Annotated in this window: 19 protein-coding genes; 11 read left to right on the top strand and 8 right to left on the bottom strand. The window is 74.3% G+C overall.

Annotated elements, in window-relative coordinates; translation table 11 throughout:
• Positions 1–45 precede the first annotated feature (45 nt).
• Both PUR61_RS11070 and PUR61_RS11065 read left to right on the top strand, forming a co-directional pair.
• Positions 46–723 carry a TetR/AcrR family transcriptional regulator gene (locus tag PUR61_RS11070; protein ID WP_329878322.1) on the top strand — a complete coding sequence of 226 codons (678 nt, stop codon included), beginning with the start codon at positions 46–48 and terminating at the stop codon, positions 721–723.
• A gap of 192 nt (positions 724–915) precedes the next feature.
• Positions 916–1,326 (top strand): DUF3052 domain-containing protein, encoded by a 411-nt coding sequence (locus tag PUR61_RS11065; protein WP_329878320.1) that lies wholly within the window; start codon positions 916–918, stop codon positions 1,324–1,326.
• A gap of 42 nt (positions 1,327–1,368) precedes the next feature.
• Here PUR61_RS11065 and PUR61_RS11060 read toward each other — a convergent pair whose 3' ends face one another.
• Positions 1,369–2,031, bottom strand: a complete 663-nt coding sequence (locus PUR61_RS11060) for an SGNH/GDSL hydrolase family protein (RefSeq protein WP_329878318.1) — start codon at positions 2,029–2,031, stop codon at positions 1,369–1,371.
• Positions 2,032–2,291: 260 nt separating this feature from the next.
• On the opposite strand from PUR61_RS11060, the gene PUR61_RS11055 reads away from it, so the two are divergent.
• The 4 genes from PUR61_RS11055 (at position 2,292) to PUR61_RS11040 (ending at position 4,277) form a co-directional block, all read left to right on the top strand.
• The gene (locus PUR61_RS11055) at positions 2,292–3,269 is read left to right on the top strand and encodes a DUF4331 family protein (protein ID WP_329878316.1); all 978 of its coding nucleotides are present in this window, start codon (positions 2,292–2,294) and stop codon (positions 3,267–3,269) included.
• An 89-nt stretch (positions 3,270–3,358) separates the two neighbouring features.
• Positions 3,359–3,733 carry a type II toxin-antitoxin system RelE/ParE family toxin gene (locus tag PUR61_RS11050; protein WP_329878314.1) on the top strand — a complete coding sequence of 125 codons (375 nt, stop codon included), beginning with the start codon at positions 3,359–3,361 and terminating at the stop codon, positions 3,731–3,733.
• The gene (locus tag PUR61_RS11045; protein ID WP_329878312.1) at positions 3,730–4,107 is read left to right on the top strand and encodes a helix-turn-helix domain-containing protein; all 378 of its coding nucleotides are present in this window, start codon (positions 3,730–3,732) and stop codon (positions 4,105–4,107) included. The genes PUR61_RS11050 and PUR61_RS11045 overlap by 4 nt, the downstream gene beginning before the upstream one ends.
• Before the next feature lie 8 nt (positions 4,108–4,115).
• A complete protein-coding gene (locus PUR61_RS11040; protein ID WP_329878309.1) occupies positions 4,116–4,277 on the top strand; it encodes a hypothetical protein in 162 nt (53 codons plus the stop codon).
• 24 nt (positions 4,278–4,301) lie between these two features.
• Here PUR61_RS11040 and PUR61_RS11035 read toward each other — a convergent pair whose 3' ends face one another.
• Genes PUR61_RS11035 through PUR61_RS11025 form a run of 3 tightly spaced genes read right to left on the bottom strand, consistent with a single transcriptional unit; the run spans position 4,302 to position 6,244 of the window.
• Positions 4,302–4,637, bottom strand: a complete 336-nt coding sequence (locus tag PUR61_RS11035) for a hypothetical protein (protein WP_329878307.1) — start codon at positions 4,635–4,637, stop codon at positions 4,302–4,304.
• On the bottom strand, positions 4,634–5,149 hold the full coding sequence (locus tag PUR61_RS11030; protein WP_329878305.1) for a GNAT family N-acetyltransferase: 516 nt from the start codon (positions 5,147–5,149) through the stop codon (positions 4,634–4,636). Before PUR61_RS11030 ends, PUR61_RS11035 begins: the two co-directional genes overlap by 4 nt.
• Before the next feature lie 57 nt (positions 5,150–5,206).
• The gene (locus tag PUR61_RS11025) at positions 5,207–6,244 is read right to left on the bottom strand and encodes an aldo/keto reductase (RefSeq protein ID WP_329878302.1); all 1,038 of its coding nucleotides are present in this window, start codon (positions 6,242–6,244) and stop codon (positions 5,207–5,209) included.
• A gap of 127 nt (positions 6,245–6,371) precedes the next feature.
• Between PUR61_RS11025 and PUR61_RS11020 the strand changes: the two genes are divergently transcribed.
• Entirely contained in the window at positions 6,372–7,013 is a 642-nt protein-coding gene (locus PUR61_RS11020) for a TetR/AcrR family transcriptional regulator (protein WP_329878300.1), read from the top strand.
• A gap of 119 nt (positions 7,014–7,132) precedes the next feature.
• Positions 7,133–8,917: an immunity 49 family protein gene (locus PUR61_RS11015; protein WP_329878298.1), complete on the top strand. Its 1,785-nt coding sequence runs from the start codon at positions 7,133–7,135 to the stop codon at positions 8,915–8,917.
• 94 nt (positions 8,918–9,011) lie between these two features.
• On the opposite strand, the gene PUR61_RS11010 is transcribed toward PUR61_RS11015, so the two are convergent.
• Positions 9,012–12,197, bottom strand: coding sequence for a putative bifunctional diguanylate cyclase/phosphodiesterase (locus PUR61_RS11010; RefSeq protein ID WP_329878296.1), 3,186 nt, complete (start codon positions 12,195–12,197; stop codon positions 9,012–9,014).
• A 193-nt stretch (positions 12,198–12,390) separates the two neighbouring features.
• Between PUR61_RS11010 and PUR61_RS11005 the strand changes: the two genes are divergently transcribed.
• The 3 genes from PUR61_RS11005 (at position 12,391) to PUR61_RS10995 (ending at position 18,240) form a co-directional block, all read left to right on the top strand.
• The gene (locus tag PUR61_RS11005) at positions 12,391–16,149 is read left to right on the top strand and encodes a thioester reductase domain-containing protein (protein ID WP_329878294.1); all 3,759 of its coding nucleotides are present in this window, start codon (positions 12,391–12,393) and stop codon (positions 16,147–16,149) included.
• The gene (locus tag PUR61_RS11000) at positions 16,146–17,039 is read left to right on the top strand and encodes a leucyl/phenylalanyl-tRNA--protein transferase (protein WP_329878292.1); all 894 of its coding nucleotides are present in this window, start codon (positions 16,146–16,148) and stop codon (positions 17,037–17,039) included. The genes PUR61_RS11005 and PUR61_RS11000 overlap by 4 nt, the downstream gene beginning before the upstream one ends.
• A 376-nt stretch (positions 17,040–17,415) precedes the next feature.
• Positions 17,416–18,240: a serine hydrolase gene (locus tag PUR61_RS10995; protein WP_329878290.1), complete on the top strand. Its 825-nt coding sequence runs from the start codon at positions 17,416–17,418 to the stop codon at positions 18,238–18,240.
• 75 nt (positions 18,241–18,315) lie between these two features.
• Here the strand turns inward: PUR61_RS10995 and PUR61_RS10990 are convergent, their stop codons facing one another.
• The 3 genes from PUR61_RS10990 to PUR61_RS10980 all read right to left on the bottom strand — a co-directional run bounded on the left by PUR61_RS10990 (position 18,316) and on the right by PUR61_RS10980 (position 20,617).
• Positions 18,316–19,449 (bottom strand): FAD-dependent monooxygenase, encoded by a 1,134-nt coding sequence (locus tag PUR61_RS10990; RefSeq protein WP_329878288.1) that lies wholly within the window; start codon positions 19,447–19,449, stop codon positions 18,316–18,318.
• 85 nt (positions 19,450–19,534) lie between these two features.
• A complete protein-coding gene (locus PUR61_RS10985; protein ID WP_329878286.1) occupies positions 19,535–20,188 on the bottom strand; it encodes a GTP-binding protein in 654 nt (217 codons plus the stop codon).
• A 3-nt stretch (positions 20,189–20,191) separates the two neighbouring features.
• Positions 20,192–20,617, bottom strand: a complete 426-nt coding sequence (locus tag PUR61_RS10980) for a DUF742 domain-containing protein (RefSeq protein ID WP_380355415.1) — start codon at positions 20,615–20,617, stop codon at positions 20,192–20,194.
• Positions 20,618–20,624: the final 7 nt, after the last annotated feature.

The following is a 20,624-nucleotide window of genomic DNA, read 5'->3' as shown; positions in this document are numbered from 1 at the left end:
AACCCTTGAGCATGTAGCTGAATGGGGGCGGGAAGGCGGCAGGTCATGGCGAGGGCGGGCGCGGACACCCCGAGGGAGCGCTACCGGGCCCAGGTGCGAGCGGAGATCACGGAACGCGCCTGGGAGCAGATCGCCACGGCGGGCGCGTCCGCGCTCTCCCTCAACGCGATCGCCAAGCAGATGGGCATGAGCGGGCCCGCGCTCTACCGCTACTTCGCCAGCCGCGACGACCTGATCACCGAACTCGTCCGGGAGGCGTACCGGAGCCTCGCCGACACCCTGCGCACGGCCGCCGCCGCCGGTGCCGACCTGGCGGGGCTGGCGGGCGCGCTGCGCGGCTGGGCCCTGGCGGACCCGCAGCGGTATCTGCTCATCTACGGCACCCCCGTCCCCGGCTACCGGGCGCCCGAGGACGTCACCGCCGTCTCGAACGAGATCATGACCACCCTGCTCGACGCGTGTGCGGCGCTCGCGCCCGCCGGCCCCGCCGGCCCCGCCAGCCCCGCCGCCGCGACGCCTTTCGGCGCGTACCTGGAGGAGCACCGGGACTGGGCCGGCGGCCACCCCGCCCCGTCCGAGGTGCTCCACCGGTTCCTGACCGTCTGGACCCGCCTGCACGGCGTGCTGTCACTGGAACTCGCCGGCCACTTCGCCGGCATGGGCTTCGATCCGGCGCGGCTCTTCGCGGCCGAGCTGGAGGAGCTGCTGGCGCACCGGGCCTGACGCAGCCCCGGCGGTTGCCGTAGTCGCACAGGAAGTCGACGTGGTCGACTTCCTGTGCGAGGAGGTGTCGGGCTCGAACAAGATCGATCACTTTCCGCCGGGGTGTGGCATCGGCACCCGGCCGGGCGGTCCGGCGGCGACCATGGCTGCGGCGGTCGACCGGTCGCCCCTTGCGCACTGGAGGAGTTCGGGATGACGACGCAGGCGAGCGTGGCGGATCGGCTCGGGATCGAGTCGGGCACGGTGGTCCTGGAGCTGGGCTACGAGGAGGACGTCGACCACGACGTCCGCGACGCGGTGGCCGAGCGGTCGGGCAGCGCCCTCGTCGAGGGGGAGGCCGACGTCGTCGTCGACGTCGCGCTCCTCTGGTTCCGCGACGGTGACGGCGACCTGGTGGATCTGCTCGTGGACGCGCGAACGCTGCTGGCCGACAGGGGAGTCGTGTTCGTCCTGACCCCGAAGTCGGGACGGCCGGGCTACGTGGAGCCCTCGGAGATCGGCGAGAGCGCCCCCACGGCGGGCCTCCAGCAGACGGGCGCCTTCTCCGCGGGCGGCGACTGGACCGCCACCAGGCTCGTGGCCCCCCGGTCGGCCCGCCGCTAGGGCTTGCCCCGGGGCCGGGGCCGGGGCAAGCCCTAGCGGCGGTCACGCGACCAGGCGCAGCCAGGCCGACGCGAGTGCGGCGTGACCGGCCGGCGTCGGGTGTACGCCGTCCGCGGCCCAGTACTCCGGACCGGTCGCCGCGGCGAGCCCGGTGAACATGGCGTCCGCGGCGAGAAGGTGCGCGCCGTAGGCTTCGGCGAGCTCGCGCACGACCTGGATCTTCGGGTCCAGGTCGGCCCGCCACTCCTTCCGGACCGCGTCGTCGACCTCCGCGTGGCGCGTCCTGACGCTGCCGCTGATCGGCAGCAGGAACGGTTCGACGAGGATCAGCTCCGTGCCCGCCCCGGCCAGCGGCGCGAGCAGTCGGCGGTAGCCCGCTGCGAACTCCTCGGCGGGGATCACGCGGCCGTTCGGGTCGAGCGTGTGCCAGCCCATGTCGTTGACGCCGACGAGGATCGACACCACGTCCGGGCGGGCGTCGAGCACGTCGGCCTGCCAACGGGCTTCCAGGTCCCTCACCTTGTGGCCCCCGATCCCGGTGTTCAGCCAGGTCACGGGCCGGTCCGGGTGCCTGAGGCCCCACTCGTCCGCGACGCGCAGCGGGTAGCCGAACCCGAGGCCGTCCTCGCTCGCCAGCCGCAGGCCGTCGGTGATCGAGTCCCCGGTGAACATCACCCTGGTTCCCGGGCGGAGGGTGATCGTCATCTGTGCTCCTTGTTCGAGTCGGGCAGGAGGGGTTCACCGGGGGAGTTCGCCGGGGGACGGGACGGAACCTCGTGTTCCCGAATCGCCGAGCCGCAAGCCGCCGGCCCGCTCGGAGCTTCCGGCCGGAGCCGCGAGCACGGATCCGGTCCCCACCCGACCTCTCCTCGCGAACTCCTCGCCGTCCGCCATCCGGCGGACGGCGGCTTTCCGCGCGGGTGTCCTCCGGTCGCTGCCCCGGCAGTCCTGGTACCACTGCGGCCATGTCCCACCACCTCAGCGGTCCCCACCTCCGCTCCCCGCGCGGCGATGCCCGGCTCGACCTCACCGACCTGTTCGCCTTCCCGGCCGCCGGCGACCCCGGCCGCACCGTCCTCGTCCTGGACGCGCACCCATACGCGGCCGTCCCCGGCGCCGCCTTCCACCCGGACGCCGTCTACCGCCTCAACGTCGACACCGACGGCGACCACCGGGCCGACATCGCCTACTCCTTCACCTTCTCCGCCCCCGACGCCTCCGGCGGCCAGACCGTCACGGTCCGCCGTGCCACCGGCGACGCGGCCCAGAAGCACGAGGCGGGCGGCGACGTCCTCTTCTCCGACGCCCCGGTGGCGTTCGGCGACGCCCCGCACGTCGTCGAGGCCGACGGACGCAGGCTCTCCGTCGGCCTGCGCAGCGACCCCTTCTTCGCCGACCTCGAAGGGATCGTCGACAACTTCACCTGGACGGGCCGGGACGCCATGGCGAACGCCAACGTCCTCGGTATCGCGCTCGAAGTGCCGGACGCCGACCTCGGCACCGAGGCGGAGATCGGCCTCTGGGCCCGGGTCAGCCTGCACGTCGACGGGCAGCTGGTCTCCGTCGACCGGGGCGCCCACCCCTCCCTCACCGCGTACTTCAACGCGGAGGAGGTGAAGGACGCCTACAACGCGGGCGAGCCGGCCGACGACTGGACCAACTACCGCGAGGCCTGGACGGCGGTGCTCCAGCACACCGGCGACTACACCACCGACGCCGCCACCGAGACGCTGAAGCTCGTCCTGCCCGACATCCTCCGCTACGACCGCTCCCGCCCGGCCGTCTACCCGAACGGCCGCACGCTCACCGATGACGTGACCTCGGCGCGTCTGGCGATGGTGTCGGGGGGCAAGGTCACCTCGGACCACGTCCCGCCGCACACCGACCTGCTCCCCGCCTTCCCCCACCTCGGTCACCCCCACCCGGCGGCCCCGGCCGGGTAGCCGGCCCCGCCGGTGCTGCCTGCCCGAGGCCGGGCGGGCAGCACCGGCGAGACTCGTGCGGGTATATAGATATCTGTATAGTCACCTGGGTGGGCAACCCGTGGCAGATCGAGATCGAGCCAGAGGTCAGGCGGTGGCTGGAGCTCCTCCCGGACGCCCACTACGACAAAGCCGAACGTGCGGTCGATATGCTCGCAGACAGGCCGACGACTCTGGCTGAGCCCTACGCGCGCCACCTGGGTGGCAGAGCGCGTGAGCTGCGCTTCAGCGTGGACGGCAGCGCTGTGCGGATCACCTACTGGCTCGCGCCTGCTCGCCGCATCGTGCTGCTGACGGTCTTCCGCAAGACGCGGCAGCGGGAGGCGGCCGAGGTCGAGCGCGCTCAGCAGGCGCAGAAGGAGTGCGAGGCGGACCACGGTCCCGCTGCACACGTCTACGACCGGACCACGGAGGAGAGCTCGTGAACCACGCACAGTGGAAGACCCGCCGAACCCGGAAGATCCTGGGCGAGCCGGTGCACGAGTCCCAGGCCTATGTGGAGGCCGGTTACGCCTTCGCCCTGGGGCAGGCCGTCTATGACCGGCGGACGGAGCTGGGGATCTCTCAGGCGGAAGTGGCGCGGCGGGCCGGTATGACGCAACCGCAGATCTCCCTCGTCGAGGGTGGCGATTCCCTGCCGACCCTCCCGCTGCTCACCCGGCTGGCGAAGGCACTGGATGCCGCGCTGAGCATCGACCTGGACGGTGACGCCGCCGTGTTCGTCTTCTCGGCGCACGGTGGCAGCCCGTCCGGAGGCGCGGGCGGCGAAACCTCGACGGGCGGGAGCGCGGCGGCCTGAGTTCTACCGTGCCTCCGAACGGCCGCACGCTCACCGATGACGTGACCTCGGCGCGTCTGGCGATGGTGTCGGGGGGCAAGGTCACCTCGGACCACGTCCCGCCGCACACCGACCTGCTCCCCGCCTTCCCCCACCTCGGCCACCCCCACCCGGCGGCCCCGGCCGGGTAGCGCGGGGCCGGCCCGGTGCGGCGGTCAGGCGGCCGACGAGGTCCCGAGGAGGACGTCCCCGGCGCGTACGTCGACGCCGTCCGGGCCGGTGGGCGCCCCGGCGCCGGCGCCGGCGAGGAGGAGACGGGCGCCGTGCGGCGGCTCCAGTTCGTCGACCGTGAGCGTGGGGTTCCGCCGGATCTCCACCAGGGCGAGTTCGACCGCGTTCCCCCGCCGGTCCGTGCAGTGGAACCGCGTGCCGAGGCGCGTGTGCGCCAGGCAGCGCACGACGAGGGCGAGGTGGTCGGCGTCCACCGGGTCCACGTCGATGACCTGGACCTGCGGCGGCCGGTGCGCCCGGCCGTGGGTGAGCGCGCTCATCCCGCGCTCACCGGCTTCGCCAGGACGAGCTCGCGCCGGACGCCGTCCGCCAGGAGGTCGCCCTCCTCGCCGGTCCTGGTGAAGCCGGCGCGCTCGTACAGGGCGATCGCCCGCTCGTTGTCGGGCATCACGGCGAGCTTCAGGGCGGCGCACCCCCGTGTCGCCGCCCAGAGCTCGATCTCGCGGATCAGCCGCTCGCCGACTCCCCGGCCGCGTGCCGCCGGGCCGACCCACATCGAGATCAGCTCGGTGCTCGCCCGGTCCGGCTTGCCCTCCGCGTCCTCGCCCGGGACGCCGCTCGCCATCCCGGCGGGCTCGCCGTCGACGAACGCCACCAGATCGACGGCGCCGGGGATCTCCAGGCGTGAGCGCCAGCGCTCCTCTCGGTCGCCCTCGCCCTGCCAGTCGGCCAGGGTGGAGCCGAAGGCGTAGGGCGCTTCGCCCAGGGCGGCGAGGCGCAGTCCGCGCCAGAGCCGCCAGTCGTCGGAGGTCAGTGCACGCAGTTCGATCATGTCGGCGACTCTGCCGTGCCCGCAGCCGTTGCCGCAATCGGTTTTGAGGATGCCCCGTCACCCCGCCAGGGGCGGGTTCAGGCGGGCGAAGGCCGCCTGGCGGCGGTACGGGAAGTAGGGGTACGGGGCGGTGCGGCCGCTGGTCGCGTCCAGGCGGGCGATCTGCTCGACCGTCAGCTCCCAGCCGACGGCGCCGAGGTTCTGCCGCAGCTGCTCCTCGTTGCGGGCCCCGATGATGACCGAGGAGACGGTCGGGCGGCGCAGCAGCCAGTTGATCGCCACCTGGGGGACGGTGCGGCCGGTCTCCTTCGCGACGGAGTCGAGCGCGTCGACGACGTCGTGGAGCAGCTCGTCCTCCACCGGCGGGCCGTAGTCGGCGGTGTCGTGCAGGCGGCTGCCGGCCGGGATCGGGGTGCCCCGGCGGATCTTCCCGGTGAGCCGGCCCCAGCCGAGCGGGCTCCACACCAGGGCGCCGACGCCCTGGTCGTGGCCGAGCGGCATCAGCTCCCACTCGTAGTCGCGACCGACCAGCGAGTAGTAGACCTGGTGGGCGGCGTAGCGGGGGCGGCCGTGCGCGTCGGCGGCGGCGAGCGACTTCATCAGCTGCCAGCCGGAGAAGTTGGAGACGCCGGTGTAGCGGATCTTCCCGGCGCGGACCAGGTCGTCCAGGGTGGCGAGCACCTCCTCGACCGGGGTGGCGGCGTCGAAGGCGTGCAGCTGGAAGAGGTCGAGGTAGTCGGTGCCGAGGCGGCGCAGGGCGGCGTCGACGGAGGTGATCAGGCGGGCGCGCGAGGTGCCGGCGTCGTTGGGGCCGTCGCCGGTGGGCAGGCCGGCCTTGGTGGAGATCAGCACCTGGTCGCGACGGCCCTTGACCGCCTGGCCGAGCACCTCCTCCGAGGCGCCGTCCGAGTAGACGTCGGCGGTGTCGAACAGGGTGACGCCGGCGTCGATCGCGATGTCGAGCAGGCGGCGGGCCTCCTGGACGTCGGTGGTGCCCCAGGCGCCGAACAGCGGGCCGCTGCCGCCGAAGGTGCCGGTGCCGAGCGAGAGTGCGGGGACCTTGAGGCCGGACGCTCCGAGCTGGCGGTACTCCATGACTGTGCTCCCTCCCCGTCCCGGTGGGCGACTGCACTGCACGCCCTCCGCTAACGGGACTCTTGTTCCGTTAAGATGTCCTGACCTTAGCACCGCGCCCACCCCTAACGGAACGGGAATCCCGTTAATGACTCCGGAGAACGCCACTCCCGACGCCCCCGCCCCCGGCGCCGCCCCCGGCGCCCAGCGCCCCGGCGGTCGCACCGCCCGCGTCCGGGCCGCCGTCCTGCGGGCCGCCGAGGACGCCCTCGTCGAGGTCGGCTTCGCCGGACTCGACCTCGGCGACCTCGCCCGCCGGGCCGAGGTCGGCCGGACCACGGTCTACCGCCGCTGGGGCTCCACCGGCGCACTGATGGCCGACCTGCTCGCGGACATGGCCGAGCAGTCCCTGCCCCGCGCGCGCACCGGCTCGCTCCGCGACGACCTCCGCGCCAACGCCCGGCTCGTCGCGCGCACCCTCGCCGACCCGCGCCAGGGCGCGCTGTTCCGCGCCGTCCTGGTGGCGGCGACCTGTGACGAGGCGGCGGCCGAGGCCCTGCACCGCTTCTACCTGGTCCGGGTCGCCGAGTGGGCGCCGTGCGTGGCCGACGCGGTCGAGCGCGGCGAACTGCCGCCCGACACCGACCCGTTCGAGGTGGTCCGGGCCGTCTCCGCCCCGCTCTACTACCGGATGCTGACCACCGGCGACCCGCTGGACGAGGCCGCCGCCGACCGCGCCGCCGACGCCGCCGAGGCCGCCGCCCGCGCGGGCGCCTACCGCCGGGCGTAGCGCCCGTCGGCCGCCCCGCGCCCCTCCGGACGGGCGGTTCCCGCCGGTCCGACCCGCGCGAGGCGGTGACCGACCGCGCCCGTAGGCTGACGTGCAGGTCAGGAGCAAGGAGCGGGGCTGTGCGGATAGAGCGTCACCAGGTGGGCGAGGCGTTGCTTTCGACGACACGTGAGGACTTCACCAACCGGATCGGAAGGGAGGTCCACTCCATGTCGCGGGCCGGCCGGATGGCCTCCCGGGAATGGACGTACCTCGCGGACGAGTTCGTCGAGTACCTGGGCGCCCTCTCGGCCGAGCGGCCCGCCCTGGACACCCCGGAGGCCAGGGCCGTCCTGAAGGACGCCACCGAGTCCGCCGCCGGAGCCGTCGCGTTCGCCGCGTACTTCCCGCACGTCGACTTCCAGGTCTTCCTCGACTACGTGAACTTCGGGATCACCTACGAACCCGGCGAGGACGACGACGGTGCGGGCGGGGTCGCCCCGTACGAGTGGCTCGACGCGTTCTGCCTCGCGATCCTCTCGGACCGGGCCCACCACCACGGGGAGGCGTTCTGCTTCGCCCGGCAGAAGTTCGACGCGGGCTCGGCCGGTGACCCCGTCGTCGAGCTCGCCACCGGACTCCTGGCCCAGGCCGTCGGCGTCCTGGACGACGAGGACGCGTCCTACCCGCCGAGCCCGCAGGAGCGGCTCGCCGCCGTCGACGCGGCGCTGGAACGCGTCCGCGGGCGCGGGGAGGCGAGCGGCGAGGACCTGCTCGACCGGCCGCACGCCGCCGGCCTGGTCACGCTGCGCGCCCTGGTCGCCGGGGACCGGGCGGCGTTCGACGCCGGGTTGACCGGGCTGCTGCTCCGGCAGAGCCGGACGAACCCCGTCCACGCCCGGCCGGGCAGCCTCCTCCCGCTGGTACCGCTCGCCCTGGCCGCGCTCGCGTACCGGGGCCCGGGCTGGTGGCCGGCGGTCGACACCGACTACCTCCCGCGCACCCTGGTCACCGGGTTCGAGACGCCCGGCCCGCGGGTCGGGCCCTTCGGCCGGGACCGCCGCCCGGACGCGGTCGCCGCCCTGGCCGCCGGGCCGGTGAGGGTCGAGCGGCCGGGGGAGCCGCAGGCCGTCCACCCGGACGGCGCGGCGTTCCTAGCCCGGGAGGCCGAGGAGGCGTTCACCCCGGTCGACGGGAAGCCGCTCGCCGTCTGGCGGCTGGCGGGCGTGGCCCGCTACGAGGAGATGTTCTTCAAGGCCCGCGCCTCGCAGGCCGACGACGTCGGGGAAGGCGAGATCGCCAGGCTGCGCCGGGCCTCCCGCATGGCGGCGACGGTGTTCCGGACCGCCCTCGCCGCGCCGGGCACCGAGGTGGAGGTGGCGATCGACGGCCGGACGCTGCGCTACCCCGCCACCCTGGACAGGGACGAGGCGGGCCCCTGGGGCTGGTGCAAGGCTGTCTCCCTCGCCCTGGTCTCCGGCGCGCGCGAGGATCTCGCCCCGCTGGTCCACGCCGGTCCCGCCGTCGCACTCCGGGACGGTGCGCCCCGGTCGGCGTTCGCCTCCTACCCGGAGGCCCTGCACGACTACCTCCGGGGCGAGGACCCCGTACCGGCGACGGAACGGGCCCTGGCGGAGGTCGAGCAGGGGAAGGACTGGGGTTTCTTCCCGCCGCCCGTCGTCCTCTTCTCGCAGCTGGTCGAGGGGGACGAGGAGAGCTTCAACCTGGCCCTGGTGGACGCCCTGGAGGTGCACCGCGACTACTACCGGGTCGCGGATCGCGCGGACAGCAGCGACTCGGCGGTCGACCTCGCCGTCCTGGGTCTGGCGTGCCACGCCCGCCGCCGGGGCTGGCGGATCCGGGTCGACTCCCCGTACCTCCCGAAGCGGCTGCTCGCGACGGCCGAGCCCTTCCGGCCCGCCTGATCCGCTTCCGGCCCCCTTTCTGGTCCCCTCCCCCCTCTCCTTCCCGTTCCCGGCCCACTGCCGGGCCGGGAACGGGAGCGGCGGCGGGACCCGCCTACGCCGGGGCCGGGCGGCTGTCCGGCCGTCCGTCGGGGGCGGCCGTCCACTCGGCGATGAAGGTGCGGGCCTGGTCCGGGGTGAGCGGGTGGGCGAAGAGGTAGCCCTGGCCGAGCGGGCAGCCCATCCCGGCGAGGAGGTCGCGCTGCTCGGGGTTCTCGATGCCCTCGGCGATGACCTGCACGTCGAGGGTGTCGGCGATCCGGGTGATGCCCTCGACCAGCGCGTACTGCTGCGGGGAGTGGCCGAGGCCGTCGATGAAGGACTTGTCGATCTTGAGGATCGAGATCGGGAACTCCCGCAGGTACGACAGGGACGAGTACCCGGTGCCGAAGTCGTCGATGGCGATGCCGACGCCCAGGTCCGCCAGGGTCCGCATGTCGGTGTGGACGCGCCCGTCCCGGCGCATCAGCACGGATTCGGTCAGCTCCAGCACCAGCGACTCGGCCGGGATACCGGAGGCCCGGACGGCGCCGCGCACCACGTCGACGAAGCCGGCGTCGCGGAACTGCCGGGCGGAGACGTTGACGTTGACCCGCAGCGGCGGCCGGCCCGCGGCGGCGCGGACGGCGGTGCTCTGCCGGTGCCAGACGGCGGCCTCCTGGGCGGCGCGTTCCAGGACCCAGGCTCCGAGCGGCACGATCTGGCCGCTCTCCTCGGCGAGGGCGATGAACTCGTCGGGCAGGACCATGCCGCGCCGGTCGTGCGGCCACCGCACGAGCGCCTCGAAGGCGACGAGGTCACCGGTCGCCAGGTCGACGATCGGCTGGTAGTACAGCCGGAACGCGGACTCGGCGATCGCGGTGTCCAGGTTCTCGTTCAGCTCGTGCCGCTCCACCATCCCGGCCTGCAACGCGGGCTGGTAGGGGCACCACTGCCGCTTGCCGGCCGCCTTCGCCGAGTACAGCGCCAGGTCGGCGTGGCTGAGCAGCTCGGTGGTGTCCACGCTGTCCTCCGTCGTCGCCACGCCGATACTGGCCGTCACCCGGACCGCGCCCGCGCTCAGCTTGAACGGCTCCGCGAAGGCGGCCAGCACGGTGTCCGCGATCCCGCCCACGTCGGCGGGCCGCACCGCGTCCTCGACCAGCACCGCGAACTCGTCGCCGCCCAGCCGGGCCGCCGTGTCGGAGGTGCGCAGCGCGGTGGAGACCCGCAGCGAGACGGCGACCAGCAGCTCGTCGCCGACCGCGTGCCCCTGGGTGTCGTTGACCATCTTGAAGTCGTCCAGGTCGATGAAGAGCACGCCGGTGACGGCCCCGCTGCGTTCGCCGCGGGAGAGCGCGTGGCCGACCCGGTCCAGGAAGAGGACGCGGTTGGCCAGGCCGGTGAGCGAGTCGTGGAAGGCGCGGTGGGTGAGTTCGCGCTCCATCTGCCGCTGGTCGGTGACGTCGCGCAGGGTGAGCACCAGGCCGCCGACGGTCGGGTCGTCGCGCAGGTCGTTGCAGCGGACCTCGGCCTCGATCAGGGTGCGGTCGGAGCGCAGCAGACGCCAGTGCTCACGCTGCGTGTCGCCGCCGGACCGGCTGCCGGCGCCGTCCGGGCCGCGCATCCGGGCCAGCGCGCCGCCGACGGCCCGGCTGTCCTCGGGCGGGACGAGCTCGGTGATCAGGGTGCCGTTGAGGTCGGGATAGCCGAGGACCCGCTCGGCGGAGGAGGACGAGGCGTAGCGGACGGAGTCGTCGGCGTTCAGGATCAGGATGACGTCGCTGGCGCTCTGCACCAGTGTGCGGAAGTAGGCTTCGCTGTTGCGGCGGGTGATCTCCTGGCTCAGCGTGACGCGCTCGACGGCGAGGGCGGCCTGGGCGGCCAGGATCTCCAGTGAACCCCACAGGCTGGTCAGTTCCTGCTCGGTGCCGGTGACGATGAGCGCGCCGATCAGCGGGTCCCCGGAGGGGCGCTCGGCGAGGGTGAGCGGGCAGAGCAGGGCGTTGGGCATGCCGTCGAGGCGGCCGGAGAGGCCGGCGCCGACGGCCTCGACGGGCAGCAGTCTGGTCTCCCGGTAGGCGGCCAGCGCGAGCACCTCGTCGGAGTCGCCGCCCCGGATCGGGTGGTGGCCGGAGCCGCGTTGGGCGTGCCGGACGTGCAGCATGCCGCCCTCGGTGACGGCGAGCAGCGCGACGTGACCGTCCTCCGTGGGCATCAGGGTCGAGGCGGCGGCCTGGACGGCGTCGGCGACCTCCTCGACGGTGACCGCCGCGGTGAGCGAGGATCCGGCCTCGCGCAGGGCGCGTTCCCGCGCGACGGCCTGCCTGCGGGCGCGGACCACGACGGCCAGCCGGGCCAGCACGAGCAGGTAGAGGACGGCGGAGAAGGCGCCGATCACCCCGGCGTTGCTGGTGTTTCCGAGGACCGACTCGACGATCAGGATGGTCGGCGCGATCAGGGAGGCGAGGGTGAGCAGGGCGAGCCGGCCGGGGCTGAGGTCGGGCTGCTGGCTGGGGATGGGTCTGGTCAGTTCGACCATGGACGGGTGCAGCGCGGCCGCGCCCCAGGCGGTGTAGAAGGCCGCCCAGCCGAGGTCGACGGGGGTGCCGATGTGCCACTCGCCGTGCAGCAGGATCAGGCCGTAGGCGACGTCGGCGGCCAACAGGCCGACGGTGCCGATGGCGAGCAGCTGGAGCGAGCGGCTGAACCCGCCGCGCGGCACCACCAGCCGCAGCAGCAGCGCGAGGACGACCACGTCGCCGAGCGGGTAGGCGATGGCGACGGCCTTCTGGAACCAGCCGAGGTCCGGGTTCCGGGTGTACGGCAGGATCAGGTAGATCCAGGCGAGCAGGGCCAGGCCCATGGTGAGGATGAGCGCGTCCAGCAGGCTGGCCCGGTCCTGATGTGCCGTACGCCAGCGGATGAAGCCCAGGACGCCGGCCGCGTAGAGCAGGTACTCGGCGAGGTAGAAGCCGTCGGCGACGGAGGGGAACGGGCTGCCGAGGTGCAGGAACTGCATCTGGATGACCTGGACGACCTCGCCCGCCGTGAAGCTGAGGTTGGCGAGTGCCAGCAGGTACCAGAACATCGCGTGGGACGGGCGGTTGAGACGGACGCCGACCACGATGGCGGCGACGCCGCCCAGGCCGATGCCCGTCCACCAGATGATCCGCTGCGAGGGGTTGGTGTAGTAGATGGCCGTGAACAGCACCATCCAGACCAGGTAACAGGCCATCAGGCGTTGTCGCCGACGAGTCAACGAGGCTACCTCCTCCACGACATCACCCCGCCTGTCGGGCGGGCGAGTTCGGGCGAGGACGGGGCGGTCGGGCCGCCCGTGAGCGGTTCACCCGTGGTGACGGGCGGAGGGTCCGGCGGGTCTCGGGGCCTTTCGGGCAGGGGCTCACGAGCGTCCGAGCGGCGTTCGGTCGGACGTTTGAAATGAGCCGTGAGTGCGTATAGTCGGAAATGTCGCACCTCCCAGCATTCTGCCGCCACAGCATGAGGTCAAGCCGGTGGATGATGCAGCAGACAGCGCGCGGGGCGCGCGTTCGGAGGCGAACTCCGGGCGTCACGCCGTGCTCTGCAATCAAGACGGTCAGTATACGATCTGGCCCGGTGACTTCACGGTACCCAGTGGATGGCGCACCGTGTTCGGGCCCGCGCGGCGCGACGAGTGCCGCGACTACGTGGACCGCGAGTGGCACCCGGCCGGGCTCGGCCCGGTCGGCCACGGCGCGGCCCACGCCGGACCCGACGGCGCGAGACCGGCCCGCACCGGGTCGGAGTGCGCGGATCCGGACGGGCCGGCCGCGGCCCGCACGCCGGGCCGCGCCGGATCCACCGGAACCGTGCACGGCATGTTCCGGGCCCGTGCCGCGCACGCCCCCGACGCCCTCGCCGTCCTCACCGACGACGGCGACGCGCTCACCTACCGTGAGCTCGACCGCCGCAGTGACCGGCTCGCCGCCGCCCTGCGCGCCCGGGGCGTACGGGCGGAGCGGGTCGTCCCGGTCTGCCTGGAACGCGGCGCGGACCTGGTGACGGCCTGGCTCGGCGTCCTCAAGGCCGGCGGCGCCTTCCTGCCGCTGGACCCGGTCCACCCCGAGCGGCGGCTGACCGGGCTGGTCGAGGACTGCGGGGCGGACGTGGTCGTCGCGGAGGAGGGGCGGACCTTCCCCGGGGTGCAGGTGCTCGGGGCCGACGCCACCGCACCGGCGGGCGCCGTCGCACCGGCCGGCGCCGCGTCCGGCGACCCGGCCCCGCCCGAGGACCCGGCCGCGCCCGGGGACCTCGCCTACCTGATCTACACCTCCGGTACCACCGGAACCCCCAAGGGCGTCCCGGTCACCCACCGTTCCCTGGTCTTCACCCTGGACCGGGTCGTTCGCGCCTACGGACTCACCCCTCGGGACCGCGTGCTGCAGCTCGCCGCCCTGGGCTTCGACACCTCGTTGGAACAGGTCTTCGCCGCCCTCACCGCGGGCTCCACCCTCGTCCTCGGCGGCGCCCGCACCTGGGCGCCCACCGAACTCGTCCACCGGATGGGCGAACTGGGCCTCACCGTCGCCGACCTCACCCCCGCGTACTGGCACCACGTGGTCGCGCTGCTCCCCGAGGGCGGGCCCGCCCCCGACGGGCTGCGGCTGATCGTCGTCGGCGGCGACACCGTGCACGCCGACGACTGCCGGACCTGCCTGGACCGGCTGCCCGGGGTCCGGCTGGTCAACGCCTACGGCGTGACCGAGGCGGCCGTCACCTCCACCCTCTGTGAGATCACGCCCGAGGTGCTGGCCGCCGGCACCCACGGGTCCGTCCTCCACCCGCCGGGAGCCGGCCGTCCCTCCCCGGACGGCCACCCCTCGCTGGACGGTCAGTCTTCCCCGGACGGCCACCCCGCCCCGGACCGGCACCGCGCCGGCGACCGGCGCTCCGCCTCCGACCGGCACCCCGGCGGCATCGACGCGCCCGTGCCGATCGGCAGACCGCTGCCCGGTGTGCGGGTGCACGTCCTGGACGCCCGGCTCAGCCCAGTCCGGCCCGGCGAGAAGGGCCAGATCTACCTCGGCGGCCCCGGTCTCGCCCGCGGCTACTGGAAGTCGCCCGCGCTCACCGCCGAGTCCTTCCTGCCCGACCCCTACGCGGCCGCCCCCGGCGACCGGATGTACCGGACCGGTGACGCGGGCCGCTGGCGGGCCGACGGCCTGCTGGAGATCCTCGGCCGCTTCGACGACCAGGTGAAGGTCCGCGGCTACCGCGTCGACCCCGCCGAGATCGAGTCCGTCCTGGCCTCCCACCCGGACGTCCGACAGGCCCGGGTCGCCGCCGACGACGGCGACGACGGCGCCCACGTCCTCACCGCCTACTACACGCTCGGCGACCGGGGCGCGTCCGGCGCCCGGGCCCGGCGCCGGGAGATCCGCGCCTTCCTGGCCGCACGGCTCCCCGACTTCATGGTCCCCGCCGAGTTCGTCCTGCTCGACTCCATGCCCCTCACCCCGGCGGGCAAGATCGACCGGCGCCGACTGCCGCACACCCGACCGCAGTTGCAGCGCCGGGACGGCGAGGAGGCGGACGGTGCCGCGGACGGCCTGCGCGCCTCCGCCGGGAACGGGAGCGGGAACGGGAGCGGCCCCGGCCCGGGCGGTGCGAGCGGCGGCAGCGGCGGTGGTGACAGCAGCGGCGGCAACGGGAGCAGCGGGGCCGGTACCGGCGACGCCGTCGACGTCGGCGTAGGCCACCTCTGGTCCGAACTCCTCGACGTCGAACAGGTCGGCCCCGACGACGACTTCTTCGACCTCGGCGGCAACTCCCTGCTCGCCATGGAGATGATCGCCCGGGCCCGGATCATGTTCGGCATCGACGTCACCCGGATCCGCGGGCTCACCCGCTCGCTGCTCCGGGACGCCACCCTGCGCGCCTTCGCCGCGGCCACCCGGGCCGCCCGCGCGGGCGAGGACGCCCCCGGCGGCGCGCCCGCTCCCGGCCGCGCCGCCGTCGACTGGACCGCCGAGGCCCGGCTCAGCACCCCCGTCCGGCAGTCCTGGCACCCCGCGCCCTCCCGCGCCGAACCCACCGAGATCCTGCTCACCGGCGCCACCGGCTTCTGCGGCGCCCACCTGCTCGACACGCTGCTGCACACCACCGCGGCCCGCATCCACTGCCTCGTCCGGGCCCCGGACGAGGAACACGCGCTGGAACGCATCCGCGCGGCCCAGCAGCGGTTCCTCCGGCACGACCTGGCCGACCGCCGGGTGGTCCCGCTGGTCGGCGACCTCGCCGAGCCGCTGCTCGGTCTGACCCAGCACCGGTTCGAGGAGCTGGCGGACAGCCTCGACGCCATCCACCACCTCGGCGGCCAGGTCAACTTCATCTACCCGTACCAGCAGCTGCGCGGCCCCAACGTCGGCGGCACCCGCGAGGTGGTCCGGCTCGCCGGGCACTCGCGCGGCATACCCGTGCACTACCTCTCCACCCTCGCGGTGCTCGCCGGGTTCGGCGCGGCCGGCGTCCGCGAGGTGACCGAACGGACTCCGCTCGCCCACCCCGAGAAGCTCGCCGTCGGCTACGTGGAGAGCAAGTGGGTGGCCGAGCAGCTGCTGCACAACGCGGCGGCGGCCGGGCTGCCGGTCACGGTGATGCGCACCAACGACGTCACCGGGGACCTCGCCGGAGGTGTGATGAACACCGGCACCGAACTCTGCGCGCTGATCAAGTACATGGCGGAGAGCGGGAGTTACCCGGACGTCCGGCTACCGCTCGACTTCGTCCCCGCCGACCGGTTCAGCCGCGCCGTCGCCCACATCGTCGCCCACGCCCCCGCCAACGGCGAGGTCTACCACATCACGTCACCGCGGCCCGCGGGCCTCGCCGACCTCGCCGACCGGCTCCGCGCGCGCGGCTACCCGGTGGACGAGGTGCCCTACGGCGAGTGGGTCCAGGGGCTGATCCGGTTCGCCGCCGGCCACCCCACCCACCCGGTGACCCCGTTCGTGCCGCTCTTCGTCGACCGCGCGCCGGGCACCGAACTCTCCATCAGCGAGATGTACTTCCGCCCGACGTTCCCGCTCTTCGACCGGGCCAACACCGACCACGCCCTCGCCGGAAGCGGCATCCAACTGCCCGCCGTGGACGGCGAGCTGCTGGACCTCTACCTGACGCAGCTGACCGCCGAGGGCTTCCTCGTCCCGCCGCTGGGAGCGATGAGGTGACGGCGCCGGACGGCGGGCGGGCGACCGAACCCCCCTCGGCGGCGGGCCTGTTCGACGCCGTGGACGTCGCGCGGGCGCCCGCCGACGGTCCTGCGGCGTTCGGCGGCACGCTGGAGCCGGACGTGCTGCTGGCGGCGTACCGGCGCGGGCTGTTCCCGCTGCCCGCCGCCGACGACTACGCGAGCGCCTTCAACGAGGCCCGGTACGAGGACGCGGTGGCGGCGGGGGACGTCGTCCTGCTACCGGGACCGGACCACCGGGACCCGTACGCGCTCGGCTGGTGGTCGCCCGACCCGCGCCCGGTGATCGCCCCGGAGCAGGTCCGCGTCGGGCGCAAGCTCTCCCGGCTGCTCCGCAACCGCCTCGGCTGGTGGACCAGCGCCGACCGGGCCTTCGAGGAGGTCCTCGCCGCCTGTGCGGAGGGGCGCGAACCCCCGTGGCTCACCGCCGGGTTGCAGGAGGCGTTGGTCCGGCTGCACCGGCTCGGTGCGGCCCACAGCGCCGAGGTCTGGGAGGGGGAGGAGCTGGTCGGCGGCGTCTTCGGCATCGTCACCGGTTCCGTGCTCAGCCTCGACTCGATGTTCCACCGCCGCCCCGACGCCGCGCGCGTCGCCGTCGCCGACCTCGCCACCCGCTTCGCCGACGCCGGCGGCCGGCTGCTCGACGCGCAGTGGGACTCCCCGCACGTCCGCACCCTCGGGGCCGCCCCGGCCCCCCGCGCCCACTACCTCGCCGAACTCGCCCACCCGGTGCGGACGGAGCCCCTCGACACCGCGGCCCACCCGGCGGCCCGGCTGACCCCCCGGCGGCCCCGCCACGGCGGTGGCCACCGGGCCGGACCGGCCCGGTCCGCAGGCCCTGCCGGGTCCGCGGGGTCCTCTCCTCGTTGACGGCGGGCATCGGCGGGCATCGGCGGGCCGCCGGGGTGCCAGGCGTCCAGGAAGGCCGGCTGGCGGCCCAGATCGACCAGCTCGACCTGCGCGCCGACCCGGTTCAGCCGGTGATAGACGAACGGACGCCCGTACGGGCAACCTCGCCACCCGCGCCGGCACGCTGGCCGACGCCCGACTCGCCCATCTGCACCGCCACCTGCTCACGGAGTCGCAGGGCTGGACGTGACGCCGCCCCGGGCGGCCGCCGCGTTCCGCGGCCGCCCGGGACGCCGGTGGGGCTGCCGGCAGGGCCTCCGGGAGGGCGGCCCCGTCGTGCCGCCGCCCCGCGGTGCCGCCGGTTTCGACACCACCGCGGTCGGGAACGGAAGCGACCATGCTGTCTGTCGTGGTGGCCCCCTGGGGCGGTGACCCGGTGTTCGCCCGGGCCGGGGACGAGCCGCACGACGCGGCGAGCACGATGAAGGTGGCCGTCCTGGCCGCGCTCCACCGCAGCGGGGTGGACCTGGACGCCCGCGTCCCGGTCGTGAACGCCTTCGCCTCGGCCGCCGGCGGCGAGTTCGGCAACGATCCGGACTGGGACAGCGACCCCGTCCCCTGGAGCCTGCTCGGCCGGACGGCGCCGCTCCGGCTGCTCGCCGAGCGGATGATCACCCACTCCTCGAACCTCGCCACCAACCTCTGTCTCGCCCGGACCGGCCACGCCGCCGTCGCCGGGGCCTGGCGGCGCGCGGGCGCGACGCACAGCTCCAGCCCGCGCGGCATCGAGGACCACCGGGCGCGCGACGCGGGCCTGCACAACCGGGTGACCGCCCGCGACCTGGTCCGCCTCCTCCAGTCCCTCGACGGCGAACCGGAGCTGCTGGCCCTGCTCGAACGCAACGCGTTCCGGGTCGACCTCGCGGCCGGGCTGCCGCCGGGCACCCGGGTGGCGTTCAAGAACGGCTGGTTCCCCGGGGTGCGGCACAGCGTCGGCCTCGTCCACCCGGACGACTGCCCGCCGTACCTACTGGCCGTCTGCTACACCGGTCCGCTGGCCTCCGGGGCGGACGAGGCGGAGGCGGACCCGGCGGCCCGGCTGGTGGCCCGGATCTCGGCCGAGGTCTGGCGGCGCCGGCACGCCGTCACCCGGACGCCGACCGGCCCGGCCGGTGCGACCGGCACGGCCCCGGCGGCCCGCCCGGGACCGACGTCGCGTTGACCCACGGCTCAGGCCCGGGCCCTGCGCGGACACACGTCCGCACCGGGCCCGGGCCGGTCACAACCGAGGGAAGGCTCAGTACGGCTGGACGAGGACGTGCGCGGCGCCCGGGATGCCGACCTTCAGCAGCTCGTCCTCCTCCGCGGTGGTCGGCGTGCCGGTCTCCTGCTTGAGGACGGCCCGGGACAGCGCCTGCACCCACATCGCGCGCGGCCGGCGGCGCTCCTCCCAGGCGGCCAGCGCGGCGGGCACGGTCTCGGCGGCGTCCAGGCTCTGGGCGAGCACCAGCGCGTCCTCGACGGCCATCGCCGCGCCCTGGGCCAGGTGCGGGGTGGAGGCGTGCGCGGCGTCGCCGGCCAGCACCACCCGGCCGACGTGCCACGGCTCCTCGACCGTCACCTGGGAGATCCGGGTGTACACCACGGCCGCCGGGTCGACGACCTGCGCCAGGGCCTCGGCGATCGGGCCGCCGAAGCCGGCCAGCCGCTCGCGCAGCTGCTCGTGGGCCAGCTCCGGGTCCGGACGGAAGTCCTCGGCCTCGGCGAACACCGAGCCCAGGTACATCAGGTCCTCGCTGATCGGGGTGAGCAGCGCCTTGGCCTTGAGGTTGCCGGCGGACATCACGACGCCCTGCACCTCGGGCGAACGCGGCAGCGTGACGCGCCAGTTGGCGAAGCCGGTGTACTCGGGCGCGTAGGTCTCGCCGTACAGGTGCCGGCGCAGCGGCGAGCCGATGCCGTCGAAGCCGACCACCAGGTCGTAGCGGCTGCTCTGCCCGTCGGACAGGGTGACCGCCACCTCCTCGCCCTCGTCGACGAGTTCGGTGATCGTGGTGCCGAACCGGATGCTCGCGCCGGCGGTGGTGGCGGCCTCGTTGAGCACCTGGGCCAGGACCGGCCGCGGGATGCCGTTGTTGGAGGGCGCGTCGCCCATCCGGGGCTGCGGGATCTTCGCGACGGTGACGCCGGCCGGGTCGCAGATGGTCAGCACCTCCCACTCGAAGCCGGCCTTGACGCACTGCTCCAGCACGCCGATCTCACGCATCACGTGCAGCGCGTTGGACGGCTGGATGATGCCGACGCCCAGCGCCTCCAGTTCGTCGCGCAGCTCGACGACGTCGACCCGGTGGCCGCGCCGGGCGAGGGCGGTGGCCGCGGTCAGGCCGCCGATGCCGCCGCCGTGGACGAGTACGCGCAGGGGTGGGGTCATGACGGGTTCTCCAAGCGGGAGGGGAAACGGGAGGGGAGGGGGGAGCCCGGCGGCCGGGGGAGGGGCCGGCGGGCGAAGAAACGTTTCAGCCGACCGCTGCGGCCGTCGAGAGGTCCATCAGATGGTCGACCAGGGCCAGCAGCAGGTCCCGCCCGTAGGTCCGCTCCCGCACGTCGCCGAGCAGCATCGGCACCTGCGGGTCCAGGTCCAGAGCGGCCCGGATCTCCTCCGGGCCGCGGGTGTTGTGGGCGTGGAAGCAGTTGATCGCCACCACGAACGGGATGCCCCGGCTCTCGAAGAAGTCGATCGAGGCGAAGCTGGTGTCCAGCCGGCGGGTGTCGGCGATGACGATCCCGCCGAGCGCGCCGTTCACCAGGTCGTTCCACATGAACCAGAACCGTTCCTGGCCGGGCGTGCCGAACAGGTAGACCACCAGCTCCGGATTGACCGTGATCCGGCCGAAGTCCAGGGCGACGGTGGTGGTCTCCTTGCTGTCGATGCCCGACAGGTCGTCGACGCCGACGCTGGCGCGGGTCAGCAGCTCCTCGGTGCGCAGCGGCGCGACCTCACTGACCGAGCCGACCAGGGTGGTCTTGCCGACGCCGAAGCCGCCGGCGATCAGGATCTTGACGGCGGCGGGGGCCGTCGTCGGGCCGTGGGAGGCCGGGCCCCCGGCGGCCAGGCGGTTCGGCCCCGCTGCGTGCGGTCCGGGGGAGGGGAGGGGTGCGGTCGGTGCCATGGTTCAGAGTCTCCGGAGTCCTTCGCGTACGGCCGTCAGCAGTCCGAGGTCCACGCCCCCGCTGACCCGGGCCACCGAGAGCGGCGGCCGGGCCAGCAGCAGGCCCTGCGAGATGAGATCGCCCAGCAGGATCTTGGTGACCGAGACCGGCAGGTTGAGGCCGGCCGACACCTCGGCGACGGCGGCCGGACGGCGGCAGCGCTCCAGGATCATCCGGTGCTCCGGCTGCAGGGAGCGCGGCCCGGACCGGGAGCCCCGGGCCAGCGCCTCGGCCGCCGGGTCGTCGACGGTGGTCAGCAGGGTGATCAGGGTGAGGTCGTCGCGTTCGGGCGCGACCCGGCCGCGGGTGATGGTGTAGGGGCGCACCATCGTGCCCGCGCCGTAGTCCTCGTCGTCGTCCTCGTCGGGCTCGCTCCAGTGGGGGCGCACCGGCGTC

This window comes from Streptomyces sp. BE20 (genome assembly GCF_036322525.1).
In the GTDB taxonomy this organism is placed as follows: Bacteria; Actinomycetota; Actinomycetes; order Streptomycetales; family Streptomycetaceae; genus Kitasatospora.
Note: the sequence above shows the minus strand (reverse complement) of the source record. Positions and strands in the feature narration are given on the sequence as shown.

Bases quoted from the DNA above. Each gene is read 5' to 3' on its own strand.
- PUR61_RS11070 (WP_329878322.1), top strand. From the start codon at position 46: ATGGCGAGGGCGGGCGCGGACACCCCGAGGGAGCGCTACCGGGCCCAG.
- PUR61_RS11065 (WP_329878320.1), top strand. From the start codon at position 916: ATGACGACGCAGGCGAGCGTGGCGGATCGGCTCGGGATCGAGTCGGGC.
- PUR61_RS11060 (WP_329878318.1), bottom strand. From the start codon at position 2,031: ATGACGATCACCCTCCGCCCGGGAACCAGGGTGATGTTCACCGGGGAC.
- PUR61_RS11055 (WP_329878316.1), top strand. From the start codon at position 2,292: ATGTCCCACCACCTCAGCGGTCCCCACCTCCGCTCCCCGCGCGGCGAT.
- PUR61_RS11035 (WP_329878307.1), bottom strand. From the start codon at position 4,637: ATGAGCGCGCTCACCCACGGCCGGGCGCACCGGCCGCCGCAGGTCCAG.
- PUR61_RS11030 (WP_329878305.1), bottom strand. From the start codon at position 5,149: ATGATCGAACTGCGTGCACTGACCTCCGACGACTGGCGGCTCTGGCGC.
- PUR61_RS11025 (WP_329878302.1), bottom strand. From the start codon at position 6,244: ATGGAGTACCGCCAGCTCGGAGCGTCCGGCCTCAAGGTCCCCGCACTC.
- PUR61_RS11020 (WP_329878300.1), top strand. From the start codon at position 6,372: ATGACTCCGGAGAACGCCACTCCCGACGCCCCCGCCCCCGGCGCCGCC.
- PUR61_RS10995 (WP_329878290.1), top strand. From the start codon at position 17,416: ATGCTGTCTGTCGTGGTGGCCCCCTGGGGCGGTGACCCGGTGTTCGCC.
- PUR61_RS10990 (WP_329878288.1), bottom strand. From the start codon at position 19,449: ATGACCCCACCCCTGCGCGTACTCGTCCACGGCGGCGGCATCGGCGGC.
- PUR61_RS10985 (WP_329878286.1), bottom strand. From the start codon at position 20,188: ATGGCACCGACCGCACCCCTCCCCTCCCCCGGACCGCACGCAGCGGGG.